This is a genomic window from Sphingomonas sp. URJC2 (assembly GCF_059803575.1).
The window spans coordinates 230,185-248,834 of the sequence record NZ_JAPFGX010000001.1 but is presented as its reverse complement, the minus strand read 5'-3'; the positions used below and the strand labels follow the sequence as shown (position 1 = coordinate 248,834).

The 18,650-nt window shown below is 66.7% G+C and carries 16 protein-coding genes and 1 tRNA gene; 7 read left to right on the top strand and 10 right to left on the bottom strand.

Annotation, left to right across the window (positions count from 1 at the left end):
* Window positions 1-11 precede the first annotated feature (11 nt).
* Both OPU66_RS01140 and OPU66_RS01135 read left to right on the top strand, forming a co-directional pair.
* A complete protein-coding gene (locus tag OPU66_RS01140; RefSeq protein WP_498551754.1) occupies window positions 12-1,097 on the top strand; it encodes a Gfo/Idh/MocA family protein in 1,086 nt (361 codons plus the stop codon).
* A 206-nt stretch (window positions 1,098-1,303) separates the two neighbouring features.
* Window positions 1,304-3,649: a TonB-dependent receptor gene (locus OPU66_RS01135; RefSeq protein ID WP_498551753.1), complete on the top strand. Its 2,346-nt coding sequence runs from the start codon at window positions 1,304-1,306 to the stop codon at window positions 3,647-3,649.
* Window positions 3,650-3,698: 49 nt separating this feature from the next.
* Here OPU66_RS01135 and OPU66_RS01130 read toward each other — a convergent pair whose 3' ends face one another.
* The 6 genes from OPU66_RS01130 to OPU66_RS01105 all read right to left on the bottom strand — a co-directional run bounded on the left by OPU66_RS01130 (window position 3,699) and on the right by OPU66_RS01105 (window position 6,617).
* Window positions 3,699-4,415, bottom strand: coding sequence for an NAD-dependent deacylase (locus OPU66_RS01130; protein ID WP_498551752.1), 717 nt, complete (start codon window positions 4,413-4,415; stop codon window positions 3,699-3,701).
* 9 nt (window positions 4,416-4,424) lie between these two features.
* Window positions 4,425-4,958: a DUF5946 family protein gene (locus tag OPU66_RS01125; protein ID WP_498551751.1), complete on the bottom strand. Its 534-nt coding sequence runs from the start codon at window positions 4,956-4,958 to the stop codon at window positions 4,425-4,427.
* 56 nt (window positions 4,959-5,014) lie between these two features.
* A complete protein-coding gene (locus OPU66_RS01120) occupies window positions 5,015-5,326 on the bottom strand; it encodes a transcriptional regulator (RefSeq protein ID WP_498551750.1) in 312 nt (103 codons plus the stop codon).
* Window positions 5,323-5,772 (bottom strand): hypothetical protein, encoded by a 450-nt coding sequence (locus OPU66_RS01115; protein WP_498551749.1) that lies wholly within the window; start codon window positions 5,770-5,772, stop codon window positions 5,323-5,325. The genes OPU66_RS01120 and OPU66_RS01115 overlap by 4 nt, the downstream gene beginning before the upstream one ends.
* 131 nt (window positions 5,773-5,903) lie before the next feature.
* Window positions 5,904-6,377: a hypothetical protein gene (locus OPU66_RS01110; RefSeq protein ID WP_498551748.1), complete on the bottom strand. Its 474-nt coding sequence runs from the start codon at window positions 6,375-6,377 to the stop codon at window positions 5,904-5,906.
* 3 nt (window positions 6,378-6,380) lie between these two features.
* Window positions 6,381-6,617, bottom strand: a complete 237-nt coding sequence (locus OPU66_RS01105; protein WP_160593204.1) for a helix-turn-helix transcriptional regulator — start codon at window positions 6,615-6,617, stop codon at window positions 6,381-6,383.
* 99 nt (window positions 6,618-6,716) lie between these two features.
* Between OPU66_RS01105 and dapB the strand changes: the two genes are divergently transcribed.
* The 4 genes from dapB to OPU66_RS01085 all read left to right on the top strand — a co-directional run bounded on the left by dapB (window position 6,717) and on the right by OPU66_RS01085 (window position 8,682).
* Window positions 6,717-7,430, top strand: coding sequence for a 4-hydroxy-tetrahydrodipicolinate reductase (gene dapB / locus OPU66_RS01100; protein ID WP_498551747.1), 714 nt, complete (start codon window positions 6,717-6,719; stop codon window positions 7,428-7,430).
* Window positions 7,427-8,062: an endonuclease III gene (nth, locus tag OPU66_RS01095; protein WP_498551746.1), complete on the top strand. Its 636-nt coding sequence runs from the start codon at window positions 7,427-7,429 to the stop codon at window positions 8,060-8,062. Before dapB ends, nth begins: the two co-directional genes overlap by 4 nt.
* An 80-nt stretch (window positions 8,063-8,142) precedes the next feature.
* Complete coding sequence (locus OPU66_RS01090; protein WP_498551745.1) at window positions 8,143-8,547, top strand: hypothetical protein; 405 nt, start codon at window positions 8,143-8,145, stop codon at window positions 8,545-8,547.
* Between the two features lie 58 nt (window positions 8,548-8,605).
* A tRNA-Arg gene (locus OPU66_RS01085) sits at window positions 8,606-8,682 on the top strand.
* A 126-nt stretch (window positions 8,683-8,808) separates the two neighbouring features.
* Here OPU66_RS01085 and OPU66_RS01080 read toward each other — a convergent pair.
* From OPU66_RS01080 to OPU66_RS01070, 3 genes are all read right to left on the bottom strand, one after another.
* Window positions 8,809-10,125, bottom strand: a complete 1,317-nt coding sequence (locus tag OPU66_RS01080) for a tetratricopeptide repeat protein (RefSeq protein WP_498551744.1) — start codon at window positions 10,123-10,125, stop codon at window positions 8,809-8,811.
* A gap of 6 nt (window positions 10,126-10,131) precedes the next feature.
* Window positions 10,132-13,437 carry a HupA family protein gene (locus OPU66_RS01075; RefSeq protein WP_498551743.1) on the bottom strand — a complete coding sequence of 1,102 codons (3,306 nt, stop codon included), beginning with the start codon at window positions 13,435-13,437 and terminating at the stop codon, window positions 10,132-10,134.
* Between the two features lie 577 nt (window positions 13,438-14,014).
* Window positions 14,015-16,528: a TonB-dependent receptor domain-containing protein gene (locus OPU66_RS01070; RefSeq protein ID WP_498551742.1), complete on the bottom strand. Its 2,514-nt coding sequence runs from the start codon at window positions 16,526-16,528 to the stop codon at window positions 14,015-14,017.
* 338 nt (window positions 16,529-16,866) lie between these two features.
* Here OPU66_RS01070 and OPU66_RS01065 point away from each other — a divergent pair, with 338 nt between their 5' ends.
* Complete coding sequence (locus OPU66_RS01065) at window positions 16,867-17,526, top strand: S24 family peptidase (protein ID WP_498551741.1); 660 nt, start codon at window positions 16,867-16,869, stop codon at window positions 17,524-17,526.
* Between the two features lie 123 nt (window positions 17,527-17,649).
* Here the strand turns inward: OPU66_RS01065 and OPU66_RS01060 are convergent, their stop codons facing one another.
* A complete protein-coding gene (locus OPU66_RS01060; RefSeq protein WP_498551740.1) occupies window positions 17,650-18,648 on the bottom strand; it encodes a TraB/GumN family protein in 999 nt (332 codons plus the stop codon).
* Window positions 18,649-18,650: the final 2 nt, after the last annotated feature.

Below are 18,650 nucleotides of genomic sequence, written 5' to 3'. Positions count from 1 at the left end.
AGGGAGAGGAAATGGGAAGCAGGGTTCGCTACGGATTGATCGGCACCGGAATGATGGGCGTCGAACACATCCAGAATCTGCGCGTGACGCCGGGCGCCGAGCTGACCGCGATCACCGATCCGGTCGACACCTCGCTCGGCTGGGCGCGCGACGCCGCTGCCGGCTGGTCGGAGCCGAAGCAGTTTGCGTCGGGCGAGGAGATGGTGCGGTCGGGCACGGTCGATGCGGTGATCATTGCGTCGCCGAACTACACGCACCGGGCGGTGCTGGAGCCGCTGATGGACCTGCCCGTCCACATCCTGTGCGAAAAGCCGCTGGCGACCACCGTGGCCGATGCGCGCTGGGTGGCGGGGCGGGCGGCGGCGCGCGACCATCTGTTCTGGACGGCGATGGAATATCGCTTCATGCCGCCGGCCGCGCGGTTCATCGAGCAGGTGCATGGCGGGCGCATCGGCCGCTTGCAGATGCTGTCGATCCGCGAGCACCGGTTTCCGTTCCTGCCCAAGGTTGGCGACTGGAACCGGTTCAGCCGCAATACCGGCGGCACGATGGTCGAGAAATGCTGCCATTTCTTCGATCTGATGCGGCTGATCGTGCGTGCCGAGGCGGTCCGCGTCTATTGTTCGGGGGCGATGGACGTCAATCATCAGGACGAAATTTATGGCGGGGAAAAACCCGACATCATCGACAACAGCTACACGGTCGTCGATTTCGACAATGGCGTGCGTGCGATGCTTGATCTGTGCATGTTCGCCGACGGGGCCGAGAATCAGGAAGAAATCACCGCGGTGGGCGACAAGGCGCGCCTCGATGTGCTGATTCCCGAAAGCGTGATCGTCCATTCGCCGCGCACCGGCTTCATGAACCCCAAACAGGCGACGCGCGAAACCGTGCCGGTCGATGAAACCGCGCTCAAGGCCGGGCAGCATCATGGCTCGACCTATTATCAGCATCAGGCGTTCAATGCGGCGGTGCGCGGGCAGGGGCCGGTGATCGTGTCGGCCGAGGACGGGCTGCGCGCGGTCGAGATCGGCGCGGCGGCGGAACTGAGCGCGCGCGAAAAGCGCGTCGTCGAGCTGGCCGAGCTGCGCGGCTGAGCGAACAGGCCGGCTGAGCGAATAGGGGCCGGTGCCGGGGTTCAGCCCCGGTGCCGGCCGCCCCGGGTGATGCAGCCGCGCAACGCCCCGCCAAACAAATGCTTTGCTGACCCGCGATCCCCTTTCGCACCATAAGGATTTCTGCTTAGCATTTATGACAACGCTGCCAAAAAAAAGCGGCGACGTCTGTCCGAGGGGAAATCGCAATGAAATCTGTCTGGTTGACCTCCAGCCTTATCGCGCTCGCCGCCGCCAGCCCGGCTTATGCCCAGAACGCCGCTCAGGATGGCGCGCCCGAACAGGCCGCCGCGTCCGAGCCGGCCGATATCGTCGTGACCGCACAGCTGCGCTCCGAACGTCTGCAGGACGTGCCGGTCGCGATCACCGTGCTCAGCGGCAATGCGCTGGAGGCGCAGGGGCGCGTCAATCTTGAAGGCGCGGTCAATCTGATCCCGTCGTTCAACTTCCTGAAGTCGGGCACGACGCTCAACCAGTCGCTGTTCCTGCGCGGCGTCGGCACCTCGACCTTCTCGATCGCCGGCGAGCCGTCGGTGTCGACCGTGCTTGACGGCGTCGTGCTCGCGCGGTCGGGCGAAGCCTTTCAGGAACTGGTCGATGTCGACCGGCTCGAAGTGCTGCGCGGCCCGCAGGGCACGCTGTTCGGCAAGAACGCCTCGGCGGGCGTGATCAACATCATCACCCGCGCGCCCGGCAAGGATTATGAGGGCTATGTCGAGGCCGGCTGGTTCTCGGACGACGAATATCGCGGCCGCATGCTCGTCAACGTGCCGGTCACCGACAATTTCGCGGTCCGCGCCACCGGCTATTACGCCAATTGGGATGGCAACATCACCAATGTCGCGCAGACCCGCAACCGCACCGTCAACGGCTATGAACGCTATGGCGGCCGCATCAAGGCGCGCGGCGACTGGTCGAACGTCAAGGCGACCTTCATCTTCGACTATTACAAGAACAGCGATGATTGCTGCGCCGAAGTGATCGGCACCGGGCCGCTGACCGGCGCGGGCCTGCCGACCACCAACCCGGTGTTCAGTGTGCTACCGACGCCGCGCGGCGACGAAACCCGCCAGATCAACCAGAACCTCATCACCCGCACCGAAGAACGCGGCTGGGGTGCGTCGATGCAGCTCGACGCGCAGGTCGGCACGCAGACCGTCACCTCGATCACCGCCTATCGCGACTGGCGCAACACCGAGATCCGCGACGGCGACTGGCTGCCCGCCGCCTTCCAGGGCGCGGGGTTGCAGCAGCTGCATGATCGCGGCCCGCAGAACAGCAGCACCTTCTCGCAGGAACTGCGCCTTGCCTCGCCGGGCGGCGAGTTCATCGACTACGTCGTCGGCGCCTATTATTCGCGCGCCGAAAACCGCCGGATTTTCCAGCGCGACGTGATCGCCTGCAACACCGCCGGCAATCCGACGCCCAACCCGCTCGTCGCCTGCGGTGCGCCCGGCGCGCCGGCCAGCACCTTCCCGACCGGGGTTGCCGATTTCGGGTCGGTGTTCAAGACGACCGCCCTGTTCGGCCAGGCGACGTTCAACTTCACCGAACGCTTCCGCGCGATTGCCGGGCTGCGCTTCACGCTTGACCAGCTGAACGTGTTCCTCAGCCGCAACACGACGCTGGCCGGGCCGGGCATCCAGCCCAGCTTCCCGGTCGTGCCGGGCGGCGTCGGCCAGCCCGCGGCCCCGTTCCGCAGCAAGACCGATGCCGAGAATCTGTCGGGCCGGGTCGGCCTGCAGTTCGACGTGCTCGACGATTCGATGATCTACGGCATGTACACGCGCGGCTATAAGGGGCCGGCGTTCAACGTGTTCTTCAACCTTACCCAGGTCGGCACTGATGCGCTCGATCCGGAAGAGTCGGACGCGTTCGAACTGGGCATGAAGAACACGCTGTTCGGCGGCAAGCTGGTGCTGAACCTCGCGGCCTTCTATGCCAAATACCGCAACTTCCAGGCCAACAACCCCGATCTGGTGGCGGGCGTGATCGTCACGCGCTTCACCAATGCCGGGTCGGTGTCGACGCGCGGGGCAGAGCTTGACCTGATCTGGCGTCCGGCGAGCGACCTCAGCATCACCGGCGGCCTTGCCTACACCGATGCCAAGGTCGACCGGTTCCAGCTGCCGCCCGGCGCGCTGCCGACCCAGGTCATTCCCTCGGGCACCGAACTGGCGTTCGCGCCCAAGTGGAAGGGCTCGATCGGTGCCGATTATCGCTGGCGCACCGGCGGGGCGGTCGATCTGTTCTTCGGCGGTCAGGCCAATGTGCAGTCGAGCCAGCTCGGGCAGTTCTCGCCCGATCCGGTGGTGCGGGAGCGCACGACGATCGACGGCTATGCGCTCGTCAACCTGCAGGCCGGGCTGGTCGATCCCGAGGATCGCTACCGCGTGACCTTCCAGGTCCGCAATCTGTTCGACCAGAGCTTTGCCGCCTCGATCGTGAGCGGCGGACCGGCGGGCAGCTATCGCTACATCATCCCGCGCGACGCCGACCGTTATTACGGCGTCACCGCCCGGGTGAACTTCTGACCGGCGCGTCCGGCACGGGCCTCATCGCCCGTGCCGGGCCGACCGGCGCTCAGCCGCCGGTCAGCTCCGCCACCCAGTGCGGCACCAGCTCGGTTGCCGGGCCGAAGCGGCTGTCGTCGAACAGGCGGCTTCCGGCCGACGGTTCCAGATTGAGCTCGAGCGTGCGCGCGCCATGCGCCACCGCCAAACGGACAAAGCCCGCCGCCGGATAGACGGCCCCCGATGTGCCGATCGAAACGAACAGATCGGCCCCGGCCAGCGCGGCTTCGATCCGGTCCATCTGATAGGGCATTTCGCCGAAAAACACGATGTCGGGCCTGAGCGCGCGGGCGCCGCAGGCCGGGCAGGGCGGCCAGTCACCCGCCTGTTCCGCCCCCATCGGCCCGTGCCAGCCGCTGCGCCCGTCACAGGCCAGGCACCAGGCCGAACGCAGCGCGCCATGCATATGCACCAGCCGCACCGCGCCCGCGCGCTCGTGCAAATCGTCGACATTCTGGGTGACGATCAGCAGTTCCCCCGTCCATCCGGCATCGAGCCGCGCCAGCGCCTGATGCGCGGCATTGGGGCTGACCGCATCCAGCTGCGCGCGCCGGGCGTCATAGAATCGGTGCACCAGCGCCGGATCGCGCGCCAGCGCCTCGGGCGTGCACACATCCTCGATCCGGTGCGACGCCCACAGCCCGTCCACCGCGCGAAACGTCTCCAGCCCGCTTTCGGCGGAAATGCCCGCCCCGGTCAGGATGACGATGTTCTGGCTAAGGTGCATGGTGCCGTTCTAGCGGATCGGGCGAGGGGCCGCGAAGTGACGATCGTCTGAACGATCTTGAACGGCTTCCAGCAACGTGGCGGTTGGTTCGGCAAGCGCCGCCCATGCGCGGAATGCAGAGTTGGCCCATGCTGTCACCGCCGCCACATGATCGCTTTTTCCGCGCGCGAGGACGTCAGCCAGGGTCACGTCAAACTTCACTGGCGGCGGCGGCAGCGGCGGAAGATTGGCCGTGACGAGTTTTTGCATCATCGGGGCGATGCGCGCATGATCTGTCCGCGCGTGCAGGGCGAGATGAAGCGCCGCATAATGAACCCATATGGATTGCCGGGCGCGTCGATCGGTCGGGTCGCCGGGGTGCTGGAGCGCATAGGCATCGACGGTCAGCCGGTGAACGGCACCGAACAGCCCCCGATCCTGATATTCGCGGGCCAGCAATGTGCCATAGCCGTGCCAGCACCCGGGAGATGACTGCATATATTCGTGCGTCGGACCCGACATGGCTTCGAAAATACCTCCGCACGCAAAGCATCCCTCATTCATCGCCCCCGCCTCGCTCCTGTCGATTGCCAAGTGATCCGAACCTGCCTCAAACTGTGCTAATCAGCTCTGATCTTGGCCTGGGCATCATCAACCAGTTGTTGAAGAGCGGCAATATGTGCGGTGAACGCCTGACGGCCGTTCCGGGTCAGTGCCGCCCAGGTTCTCTGTCGGCCACCCAGCGACGCCTTGCGAAGCCGAATATGGCCAGCCTCCACCAACGCGGACAGGTGTTTTGACAGGACGGAGTCGCTCACTTCAACAATATCTCTGATGGTTGCAAACTCGGCCTCGTCGACGCGCGCGAGCAATGCCGCAATCTGAAGCCGGGCCGGCGGGTGGAGTGTCGCGTCAAAGCCGGCAATCGTCATGACCGGTCCCCGCGAAGCAGCGCGGCGCGGTAAATCCGTTCCCAGGCAATGCTGGCACCGGTGCAAATGACGAAGGTAACAACCCCGATAATCATGCCAGAAGGCTGGATCCCGTCACCACGACCAGTGTGAAGCGCCGCCCACACCATCGTCGCGAGGAAAGCGGCCAGCATGAATGTCAGCGGCCTGGTGGCGCCTTTCTGCCAGCCTGAAATGAACATGCCGTGACGACGCCGATCGTCCCAGACGCATGCCAGTATCAGCACGGCACCCACCGCGATCATCCCGGTCCGGATTGCCGATGGCTGAGGCAATGCGGCAATCAACAGGCCTTCTGAAAGGCCGAACATGGCGTGCCGGTGAACCGGCCACCTTGCCCGATCGGCCAGCTTGTCTTCGGTGCGTCTGATGCTTGTCAGCGCCGTTGCCGCATCATGGGGATCCATATCGCCACCTCTCTTTCCAGTATGGAAAGAGATATGCGAGACTTTCCGACTTGGCAAGTGATATCTTTCCAGGTCGGAAAATATATCGGGCCGTGGGGTCGGGGTGGGGCATTGCCGCGCTGGTGCAGGCCTCAGCCCTCCGCATCCTCATCGGTCATCGACCAGGCGAGCAGCGCGGTCGGCAGCAGCGTGGCGGTCAGGAACAGGCCCCAGAACAGCACGTTCCATGCGCGATAGCCCACCGGCGTCCACCAGCCGGTGTCGCTGGCGATGCCGGCATAGGCGATGCCGAGCAGCATCAGCGCCGACAGGATGAAATAGCTGCGCGATAGGGTCCGTTCGCGCAGCTGGCGTTCGCGTTCGTCGAGCCGGATGGCCTCTTCGGCGACGATGCGCTGGGCGGAGCTTTGATAGACGGGCAGGGCGCACAGGATCGCGGCGGCGATCATCACCAGCCCGGCGATTTCCACTGCTGCGCCGGGTGCTGCGGCGAGGATGACGCCGCCAGTGGGATACAGGCCGAGCGCAAGGCCGGTCAGCAGCCGCAGCCGGCCGACCGGCATGGCCGAGCCGCCCTGAGCGGCGGGAGAGCGGTAGAAGATCATGGTTCAGCCTTTCTGTGACCGGCGGATCAGCTCCGCCACCGGCTCGAACGGGTCGAGCGAGAACAGCGCTTCTACCGGCACGTCGAACACCCGCGCGATGCGCAGCGCCAGCTCAAGGCTGGGCTTGTAATCGCCGCGTTCGAGATAGCCGATCGTCTGCGGATTGACGTCGACCCGGGCGGCAAGATCTTTGCGCGACAGGCCGGCTTCGGCGCGGAAAAGGGAGAGTCTGTTGTGCATGTCGTTTCTATGCTGCCGATATAATATGATTCGTTGTGTAAACACAACATATCTTTTTGATGCTTGCGCTTTGCGGGCCGTTGGGGGAACGGAACAGCCATGACAGCGATCGGGATCATCGGGGCCGAAGGGCGCATGGGCCGGGCCATTGCCGCCGAGGCGGCGGAACAGGGCGTGGCGCTGGCAGGCGGCGTGGACCGGGGCGGCGATGTGCTGGGCCTCGCCCGCGCGGCCGATGTCCTCATCGATTTTTCGGTGCCCGCTGCGCTGGGCGAGACGCTGGCCGCCGCGCAGGCCATGGGCACGCCGGTGCTGATCGGCACGACCGGGCTGGGGCCGGACGAACATGCGGCGATCGACGCCGCGGCGCGCACCGCCGCGGTGCTGCAGGCGGCCAACACCTCGCTTGGCGTCAATCTGCTGGCCGCGCTGGTCGAGCAGGCGGCGGCGCGGCTGGGGGCGGACTGGGATATCGAGATCCTCGAGATGCATCACCGCCACAAGGTCGATGCGCCCAGCGGCACGGCGCTGCTGCTCGGCCATGCGGCGGCTGCCGGGCGGGGCCATGCGCTCACCCCGGTCGTCGACCGCACGGGCGCGCGGCGGCCGGGCGATATCGGCTTTGCCGTGCTCCGCGGCGGCTCGGTGGCGGGCGATCATCAGGTCATCCTTGCCGCCGAGGGCGAACGGATCGAGCTTGGCCACCGCGCCGAAAGCCGGGCGATCTTCGCGCGCGGCGCGTTGCGCGCGGCACTGTGGCTCGCCGGGCGCGGGCCGGGCCGTTATGCGATGAAGGATGTGCTCGGCCTGTGAAGGCGGCCGCGATCTTCGAGTTTTTCCGGCGGCTGGCCGAGGCCAATCCCGCGCCCGAGACCGAACTCGCCTATGTCAATGATTACACGCTGCTGGTCGCCGTCGTGCTGTCGGCGCAGGCGACCGATATCGGCGTCAACAAGGCCACGAAGCGGCTGTTCGAAACCGTGACCACGCCCGAGGCGATGGTCGCGCTGGGCGAAGAAGGGCTGCGGGCGCATATCCGCACCATCGGCCTGTTCAACACCAAGGCGAAGAACGTCATCGCCCTGTCCGAAGCGCTGATCCGCGAGCATGGCGGGCAGGTGCCGGCCGACCGTGATGCGCTGGAACGGCTACCGGGCGTCGGGCGCAAGACCGCCAATGTGGTGATGAACACCGCCTTTGGCGCGGAGACCTTTGCCGTCGACACCCATATCTTCCGCGTCTGCAACCGCACCGGGCTGGCGCCGGGCAAGACGGTGCTGGCGGTCGAACGGGGGCTGGAAAAGCGCGTGCCCAAGCCGTTCCGGCTGGGCGCGCATCACTGGCTGATCCTGCATGGCCGCTATGTCTGCAAGGCGCGGCGGCCTGAATGCTGGCGCTGCCCGGTCGCCGATCTGTGCCGGTTCAAGCCCAAGACGCTTGCCTGAACCCGCCCGGCCGGTGCAGCCTTGCGCCCGGCAGGCAGGAGGACAGGCCGATCCGAGTCCCGATCAGCATCATCGCAGCCATGTTGCTCGCCGCCTGTGCGAGCGACGATCAGCGCGCGGCCGCGCGGGCCGCAGCCGAGGCGGCGGCACAGCCAAGCGCCGACGGCCAGGGCTATCGCGACGGCGCGCGCTTTGCCGGGCCGGCGCGCAACTGCGTGCCGATCAGCGATCTGAAGCAGAGCAGGGTGCGGAGCGACCGGGTGATCGACTGGGGCAGCGGCGCGCGCATCTACCGCACCGTCCTGCCCCAATCCTGCCCGACACTCGGCTTTGAACAGCGCTTTGCCTATCAGACATCGCTCACCCAGCTGTGCGCGCAGGACATCATCACCGTGCTGCAAGGGCCAAGCGCGCAGCCCGGCCCGGCCTGCGCACTCGCCCCGTTCCAGCCGATCACCCCGCCGCCGCGCCCCGGCATTCGCTGAGGCTGGTGCGATAAGGGGCTGGCGCCATGCGAAAACCCCTGCTAAGCGGCCCCTCCACGCACCCATAGCTCAGCTGGATAGAGCGCTGCCCTCCGAAGGCAGAGGCCAGAGGTTCGAATCCTCTTGGGTGCGCCATCTCTACCTAAAAACGACCTAATATCAGGCGCTTGACTAAGGTTTGCCATTTTTTGCTTCCTTAGCTTTGCCAACGACGCGGGCGATTGCGGCGTCGGCCATGCGCTCGCCCATCTGGGGCTGAGACTAGAATGTACGGCTGAGGCCGGCCTCGACCGCCAGCCGACGATAATCGAACAGGCCGACCGTCGAGATGTTGCGTTCGGCGACGACGCGGATCACGGGCGCAAAGCCACGCACGCTCAGCTGGCGGAACGTGCCGCCAACCACACCGCGCAGGAACCATTCGCGCCGAGGCCGAGGAAAGATGAACAGGGGGCCGTCGCCTTCCAGCCGGCGGATAGCGGCAGAACCGAACAGGCTCGCGCGGCCGATCTGGTGAAAGTAAAGCGCTGACAGGCCGCCGGACCAGTTGGCGAATCCGGGATCCCGGGCCTCCTGCCGCGCGCCGTTCAGTGTCAGCGCGGCCCCGGCGCGTGCGCTGACCGCGAACTCATAGGTCGCCGACAGCTGATAACCAGCGCCGTCCTGGCCGCCATTGCGCGGAAAACGCGCCCAGTTTGCTCCCGCGCTCGCGGTCAGCTGCCCGCGACGGCCGATGGGGCGCAGCCAGTCGATCGTCACGCTGCGGGTGCGCGAGAAAACCGGGCCGCCGAACCAGCGCCAGTCATGGCCGCCCGACAGGGTGATGCGGCTGCCATCGGCCCCTTGATGCTCAAGCCCGATTTCGGGTTCGACCTGGATGTCGTTGAAGCTGTCCGCCGCATAGAGCCGCGCGCTGCCGCTGAACCGGGGGAGCAGGCTCAGCCGCGACGACAGCGGAAGGCGCAGATACACCTGACCCGAGGGCGCGAAACCGACGCCTGAGCGGGCGCGGGCGTCCGGGCTGAGTTCGATCGGGAACAGCCCGGTGTCGAGCGTCTGACGGCCGGTCGCACGGTTGACATTGCTGTCGGGCGCAATGGCGAGTTCGAAGGTCGCACCGATCGGCGCGCGCGAGCGCAGTGCGGTGCGGAACTGATCGACGATCCGGGCGATGTCAGGCGGCAGACCCGCGGCTTGCGCCTGGCGCAGTTCACGTCCAGCCGCGCCGGTCTCCCCCATTGCCGTCAACAGCCGCGCCAGCTCGACCCGCACTCGTGCTGCGTCCGGCTTTTCATCGAGAATCCGGCGGAGCAGCGTCGCCGCCTCGGCGCGCCGGCCCTCCGCCTCCAGCAGCCCGGCGAGACGAAACCGGGCTTCGGCACGGATCTCGGGGTCGGGATCGCCGGTCAACGCCTCGAGCAGCGCTTGTGCATCGCGCATCCGCCCGGTCGCGCGGGCGCGCTCCGCAAGCGCGAACAGCTGGGCCGGGTTCAGCCCGGTCAGCGCCCCCGCAGGTGCCGCTGGCGACGGCACGCCCTGGGCGGCGGCGAGCGTCGCCGCCACAAGCGAGCACAGCATTACGCTTTACTGCCTCCTGCCGACAAAGGCTGCCTGGCCGACAAGCCCCGGCAATCCACCATTGGGCGTGCTGGTGAACCGCAGGGCCGCCGCTGCCTCGCTGGCGTCCGGCCCGAAGAACCCGCCGCGGAAATCGCCAGCATATGTGCCGCCGAGACTGGCCGACAGGTTGCTGCCTGCGACCAAGCCGCTGTCGATAATCATCGGGGCCATGTCGATACGGGCGCTGGTCCTGTTGTTGGTCGCGCTGAGATTGAGTGTGGCCCCAAAGCCGAACGAAGCCCAGTTAACGTCAATCCGGCCGGTGCCGGCGAGCGTGAACCGGTCCTGGCCCGACGTGCCAATGCCTGCTGCGGTGCCGTGGAGCACCCCTTGATAGGTGGCACTTCCCGTGCGCGGAATGCGGTCGAGCGGCGTGTTGAACCCGAAGATCACCGACCGGTCCGCGCCGCTCCCGTTAGCGCCGGCGAACACCATCTCGGCAAAGCTGGCATAGCTGAGCGCCAGCTGATCATTGCCGGCACCGCTGTTGTAAACGCGCCAGGTGGTGACGCCACTCGCCCCGGTCACGCGATAGGTGGTGAAGCGGGCATCGCTTTCCGCCGCGACCCGGCTTGCCGGGCCGACTTCGGTTGCCGCCTGGGCGGGCAGATCGCGCTGCGAAAACTGGGTCAGGCCGGTTCCGGGGAACAGCCTCACCTGGCCGTTATCGACGATGGTCGATGCTTGGCCGACCGTTTCGGGGCTGCCGGTCGCCCGGACATAGTTGATGCCAGTGCCCTCGCTGTCGAGGGTCGCCGCGTCGCGCAACCGGGCGAGCGTTTCCGGGGGAGGCGGGGTAACGCCGCGAGCGCCGATCATATAGCCGCTGAAATCCGTCGACACAGCCCCGCCCGAGCTGAAGGTGAGCGAGCCGCCCAGTTCGCTGCCGCCCGGGCCGTAGAGATAAGCCTGGCCGAAAGCGGTCGCTTCATTGGCGATGCGGAGCGAGGTCTGGAACAGATTGACCGAGCTTGGAATGCCTTCCACGGTAAAGCTCGCGAGCCTCGTCCTGGGCGCGCCATTGTCCAGCTCTCCCCGCACAACCGATGTTCCGAAGCCGGAGATCTGCCGGGACGCCCAGTCGATGCGAAGCTGGCCCGTCCCGTGCAGCAATTGCAGCCCGCCAAATCCCGGGCGAAGGGCTTCGATCGCAATCGCGAAATCAGCCGTTCCGGTGCGTGGAATATCCGCATTGGGGGTGCGGTAGCCAAAGCTGAAGCCGTGCAGCGTGTTGCGTTCGATGCCCCCTTGGTCATCCACCTGCCGCCAGATGCCGCCGCCGACATGGCGCGTGCCGATCAGGCTTTGCGCGCCGGATGTGCTGAGGCGGAGTTCGTTACGCGCGCTGCCGCTTCCTGAACGGAACACCGTGATTGTGGCATTGCTCGCGGCGATGTCACGATCCGCCGGCATGAAGGTTGCGCTCGCCGCCGGCAGTGCGGCGGAGCCGGGCGACGACACAGTGTAGCTGCCTGTCGCCGCATCATAACTGACCGTGAGCCGCCCTTCTTCGACCGAAAACACGCTTGTACCGGAAAACGGGTAGAACTGGTTCGATCGGCGGGCGTCGGCGAGGAAACTCTCGCTGACGGTCAGATTGTCGAGGCTGGGGTTGAGCGGCGTCGGCCATGGTTCGGCCAGCGGCAGGCCGGGCGGCGGCGATGCGGCGGGCTGACCCGATGTCGGCCCGGTCGAGGTTTGCCGGGTCGCAACCGCGCCTTGCGCGGCCAGCACGGTGCCCGCACCGGGCGTGAACAGCGAAAATACCCCGGTCGCCTCTTCGGCGTTGGGTCCAAAGAAAAAGCCCAGAAGACGTCCGGCAGCACCTGGCTGCCCGCCGATCACGGCTTGGAACCCAGCCGAGAATGAGGACGATGAACTGCGGATCGTAAAGCTGCCAAGCGGGGAGACAGCATTGGTCCGCAGATTGGTGGCGACCGGGGCCAGCCTGCCGCCGATCGTCTGTGCCGGCCAGTCGAACTCCAGCCGGGCATCGCCGCGCAGGCTGAACCGGTCGCCGTCCGCGCCTGCACCTATGGCCGTGCCGTGAAGCACCCCTTCATACACGGCACTGCCGGTACGCGGTGTATTCGCGAACCCGGTCTGGAGCCCGAAGACCGTCGTAGAGTCCGTCAGGCTGGTGGGGCTGGCCATCTCGGTCAGTGCGAACGTGGAATAGGTCAGCTGCAGTTCCGGATTTGGTGTGGCGTAACGGTAAAGCCGCGTTGTTCGCACGAGGGCACCATCGGGATTGGTGTTGCGATAGGCTACGAACAATGTGTCCGACAGCGAGTCGAGCCTCGTGGCCGGCGTCAGCGGGTTGGCAAACATCTCGATCGCCTGGACGTCCGGGGCGATCTGACGGATGCGGATACTGCTTTGCGCGATCGACTGTGTCCCAAGGAGCGCGAACCGTCCCGGAGTCGATGACAGGTTGGCGGCCAGGGTTGTCCTAAATTCCTGGAGGGTCACATTCGAGGTCAGCGTCGCGAGCGTTTCGACGGCCGGTGCGGCGGTGCCCCGCGTGCCGGTCAATGTCCCGGCAGCCATCTGCAGGCCGAACCCGGCGCTGAACGACGCACCCAGTTCACTGGCCGACGGACCGAACAGCCGGCCGTCGATTGAGCCAGGCAGAGGCGATCCCGGGGTCAGTTCAAGCTGAATATCGCCTTGCAGCCGGTTCGATGCGGCCGCGAAGGTGCCATTCGTCGACCAGCGGAAATAGCCGGGGGACAAGAAATCCGGATCGCTGCCGAGCCGGAACGTGCCGGTACCGCTGCCGGTCGTGCGCCCGGTTGTGAAATCCAGGGTGAGCAGGCCACCCCCGGTTATCGGCCGCAAGTCGTTGAAGCTGGTGTAGGAGCCGAGCAGGCCGACGCTGAAGCTCGCACTGCCGGCGCGCGGAATGTCTGCATCCGGCGTTCGAAGCCCGAAAACGAAGCTCGTCACCTGGTTAAGGTTCGATCCGCCAAGCGGCTCGACATTTTCCAGCACGCCGCCAGCGACGAACCTGGTGCCATACCGGCTGGTCTCGCCGGTCCGCGTCAACCGCAATGTGCTGGTGACCAGACCGCCAACGGCCCGGAACACGTCGAACACCGGGTTGCTGGCAAGCACGCCCGCGCCCTGGGTCTGGAGCGTGGCAAGCCTGTCCTGGCCGGACAGGATCGCATAGCTGCGGGCCGCGGCGTCATACTCGATCGACAATGGCACCGAGCCAGCCGGCCTGTTCGCCGCCACGATGCTGCCCGGAGCATAGGTGGCCGTCACCCTGGCCCCGTCTGCCGGGAAGGTGTCGGACAACAGGATCGGGGCAAGAGACGTGTTGTTGAGCGGCGGCGCGGCCGGTGCGGGGCTGGGTGCAGGCGCGGGGCTGGGCGCAGGTGCCGGCGCAGGGCTGGGCGCAGGCGCGGGGCTCGGGCTAGGCGCCGGGGCAGGGCTGGGAGCAGGCGCGGGGGTGGGCGAAGGTGCTGCGACCGGAGGCGCGGGCGTCGGATTGACGCCGGCTCCGCCGCCACCGCCGCAGGCAGACAGGGCAAACAGACTTGCAAGAACCGACGCGACCGAAACGCTGCGCATGAACCACCCCCATGAGTTGGCGGCGGTCATGGCAATGTCGGGCATCGCGATCAACAGCCCAGTTTGCGATCAACTCTCGGAAAAGGGACCATTTTGACACGAACTGCGCAGGCACTTGCCCGCGAGCCCGGTTTCGGCCCCGTCACCGCCGATTTGCTTCGGAGGGCTGCCATCTGTCGCAAGCAAAAAAGCGCGGGCCGCGCCTTGTGGGCGGCCCGCTTATGTCTGTTCCGGCCGGGGCGGGGTGCCCCGGCCGGAACGGCGTTCCTCAGAAGTTGAAGCGGACCGCCGCCGAGACGGTGCGCGGGTTGATCGTTCGCCCGGTCACGACGCCGGTGGCCGGCAGCGCGCCCTGCGAGATTTCGACGATGCCCATGGTGTCGAACACATTGTTGACATTGAGCATCACCGTCACCCGGTCGGCCGGTCGCACCTGCAGGAACGGGCTGACGATGGTGAAGCCCGGCAGACGCAGCTGGTTCTGGTCCTGCGTGTAGCTGTCGGTATGACCCACCACGTTGACGCCGACCGTGAACAGATCGGTGCTGTACTGCGGCGTCGCCTGGAAGATCAGGTGCGGCTGACGGCGCGGGGTGTTGCCGACGAACTGCGGCTGGGTGGCGTCGGCCTTGATCTCCGCCTTGGTATAGGTCGCGCCCGCCGTCAGGCTGAAGTTGCCGAACGTCACCGCGCCTTCAAACTCCAGACCATAGGCCCGGTAATCGCGGGCCAGCAGCACCGCGATGGTGTCGCCGGCTGCGTTCGACGTCACCTGCAGGTTGCTCTCGCTGGTGTCGGCGAGGAAGCCGGTCAGGTTCAGCGTGAGGTTCGACTTGCGGAACTTCAGGCCCAGCTCGGTCTGGGTGACGGCGTCATAACCGTCCTCGCCCGGTGCCAGCCGGCCGGTGACCGGGTTGATCGCCGGGGTGAGCAGGATGCGGTCGGCCGCGGCACGGCCACCCCGGCTGTAGCGGGCAAAGGCTGCCAGCGAGTCCGACGCGCGGTAGTTCACGCTCGCCGAATAGCTGACATAGTTGTAGTTATAATCGACCAGCGACGGCGCGTTGAAGTCAAAGCGCGTGGTGCGGGTCTCGGCAGACGAGATGGTGCCATCGCGGTTGATGTCGACGGGCATGGTCGGCAGGTTGGTGGCACCGATGGTGTAGCCAAAGGCCTGGCCTTCGACATTGCCGCGATCGAAGCGGATGCTGCCGCCGAACGAGAATTTGCCGACCTTGTAGTTGACCGAAGCATAGGGCGCGAGGACCTGATAGTCCGCGTCGAAGCTGGCCGCGACCGTGCCGTTGAAGTTGAAGAAGCCGCCCTGGGTCAGCTGGGTGCCGCCGGCGGTGATCAGATCGAGCAGCGCCGCATTGCCGCCGCCGCGCACATCGTTGATGATGCTCGAACCCAGGAAGTCGTTGAACACCGACTGGCGCGAGGCATAGAGACCGACGGTGGTCGTCAGCTCACCGGCACCCGCCTTCCACACGCGGCTGGCGCGCAGATCGTTGGTGATGTTGTCCATGTTCTTCATCTGGGTGTTGAAGAGCATGTTGTTGACCAGCAGGCCGTTGCCGTTGAGGGCGGCGGGGCTGGCAACAAGCTGGCCCGCGCGGTCGCCATTGGCATAGCGCAGACGGCCGCCCGGCGCGCCGAGCGCCCCCATCAGCAGCGGGGCCGGTGCCGTCGCCAGCGGGAGCGCGATCTGAACGCTGCCGCCGATGTCGGAATAGCGGAAGCGCTCGGTGATGGTCCAGTCGCCGACATCGAACTGCGCCTCAAGCCCGATCGACTTGACGGTCGGGTTGATGCCCTGGCGCGCGTCGAAGCGGGTCAGGTTGTTCTGGCCGTTGGGGATCACATAGTTGCTGATGTTGCGGCCCTGCAGCACGTCGCGCGAGGCGTCGAAGCCCGGCACGTTCGAATAATTCGGGTTCTCGTTGGTGCCGGTCACCGCGATCGGCACGCCCTGATAGAGCGGGGTGCGGTCGCTCAGATACTTGCCGTAGAGCCGGATATAGCCGGTCGGCAGATCCTTGGTGATGTTGAACTTGATCTGGCCGCCGCGATAGGCGGTGAAGCCATTGTCACGCGGGCCTTCGCCCTCGCGGTAATAGCCGCCGACATGGAAGCGCACGGTTTCGCTGAGGCGCGCGCCATAGGAGAAGTCGACGCGGTAATCCTGATAGTCGATGCCGGTCGAGGCCTGAAGCGCGCCGCCTTCGACATCGCCGGTCTTGGAGATGAGGTTGATCACCCCGCCCGGCGAGTTGGACGCGAAGGTCGAGGCCGAGCCGCCACGGATGGTTTCGATCTGGCCGACATTGAGGTCGAAGCGCAGCAGCGAATCCGGCGTCAGCAGGTTGATGTCGCCAAACTCGACGACGGGCAGGCCGTCTTCCTGGAAGTTCAGCCATTTCGATCCGCTCGAGGCGAGCGGCAGACCGCGGATGGTGTAGTTGCCAAGGCCTTCGCCGATCGCTTCGGCGCGGATGCCGGGGATGTTGCGGAACACTTCGGCGAGCGAGCGGGCGCCGAATTTCTCGATCTCGGTCGCGCGCAGCGAGCTGGTCGAGGTGGCGCTGTCCAGACGGTCGCGGCCCTTGGCCACGCCGGTCGAAAACACTTCGGCCGGCGGCGCGGCCTTGCCCGCCTGCGGCTCCGCAGCTTCGGAGGCTTCAACGGCGGCCGTCACAGCCTCGACCGCCGCCATGGCACCCGTGACCGGCACTGCAAGCGAGCCGACTGCCACCGATGCCAACAAAACCGTCATCTTCATTCCAAAATCCTGCCTGACGCTGTCAAAACTACCGACATCATAGAGGGATGGCGGCCGGGGCCGGGCGCATGGCTGCGATTCAGGCGGATGAAATGGCGGGATTAACCACCATTGTGACATCGCAGTCACACTGGACGGACCCGGCAGAAACATCGGATCCAGCGTCAACCGGCGGAGCGAGAGCGTGAATGGCTCGACTCTGGACAGGATGGGCGGACAGGGGAGGGGGTAATGTCTATCCTCGGCACGATTCCCCGGCATGGCGCGCCATCCCGCGACTGGGGCATGGATCGTCAAAACCCTGTTGGTATAGGCTAATGCCTATGATAGATGAGGATATGACCAGCATTGATCCGCGTGCCGAGCTGGACCGCCTGATCCGCTCCCGTGGCGAAGACTATGCCGGCATTTCACGCCTGATCGGCCGCAACGCCGCCTATATCCAGCAATTCATCAAACGCGGCGTGCCGCGCAAGCTCGACGGCGACGATCGCCGCACGCTCGCCCGCTATTTCGGCGTCAGCGAGACGGTGCTTGGCGCGGCCGATCCGGGCGGTGTGATCGCGACGGTCGCCGAGCGGCTGCTGCCGATCGCCCGGCTGGATATCGGGGCATCGGCCGGGGGCGGTGCCGTGGTCGACCGCGAACAGCCGCTCTATCCGATGAGCTTCGACCGCACCTGGCTGCGCCGGCTGACGCGCGCGCCCGCCGACCGGCTGTCGATCATCCGCGTGCAGGGGGATTCGATGCAGCCGACGCTGGCCGATGGCGACGACATCATGATCGACCGCAGCGACGGGGCGGAACACCTGCGCGACGGCGTCTATGTGCTCAGGCTGGACGATGCGCTGATGGTCAAGCGGCTGGCGCTCAACCCGGTGGGAGGGCGCGTAGCGGTGCGCAGCGACAATCCGGCCTATCCGTCATGGCCGGACTGCCCGGCCGAAGACATCAATATCATCGGCCGCGTGGTCTGGGTGGGGCGCAAGCTCGGCTGAGCGCCCCGGCGGCTCTGGCTCAGAGCGGTTTCCGATCCGATTGCATCGGATCGGCCGCTCTAGGCCTTTGATTTACCGAATTTTCCGAGTCACCCGGTGATTTAACCCGGCTTGAAAATGCTCTCAGTCGCGCCAGCGCGGCCCTTCGATCCGGAAGCCATTCGCGGCCAGCCGGTCGAGCAGGCCGCCCGGTTCGGCCGCAAGCCGGGCTGGGGCGACCGCCAGCGTCGTGCCAGGTGCCGCCAGCGCGGTGTCGAGCGCGTCCGTCCAGTTGCGCTTTAGCCGCGGGCCGATGGCCGGATCGGCCCAGGGCCAGCAGCGGCTGAGCGCGGTGTCGAGCGGGTCGGCGAGCAGGGCAGGGATGTCGCGCGTGCGCCACGCCTCGGCCCGGTGCGCGGCGGCGTCGCGCCCCGCTTCGGCGGCGGCGATGCTTGCGGCCATGCAGTCGCGATAGGCGGCCGGATCCTGTGCCATCAGATTGTCGATCACGTCCTTGCCGCGCACCGTGCCGATGCTGCGCCCCGGCACATCGGCGCGGCGGGCGGCATCGGCCACCACGTCGCGGATCGAGCGCCCGCCGCGCGCCAGCCCGGCATGGCGGCCGAGCAGGCGGAAGGCGAGCACGACCGGGCTCTTGCGCCGCCAATCGTCCGACTTCTCCGCCGCCATCACTCGTTCGAGTCGCGCCATCAGCGGCGCAGGCAGATAATCGGCAATCGTCCGGCCCTTGGGCAGATCGGTGATCTTGCCGCCGCGAAACAGCAGGCGGAACACATCGCCCACCGAAAATGACGCGCTGACCGGATAGAGCACCCGGTCTGCCCGCGCCGCCGCCTGTTCGAGCGGCACGACATTCCAGTCCAGCCCCTTGGGCACCGGTTCGAGCGCGCCGACCAGCACCAGAGTCCGCCCGTCGCGCACCGCCGTCCAGATCGGCGCGCCCGACAATCGCGCCGAAACGACGATCTCGTCAGCGGTTGCGGGCGCCGCTTCGGTCTGGCTTTGCGAGGACGCATGCAGTGGCGCGGCCGTAAGCAGCAGCCCGGCGATTACCGGCAACAGGGCAGCGCGCAGCGCCGGCATCCCCGGGCCGATCCGGCCCGGCAACACGGCGCTGCTCACGC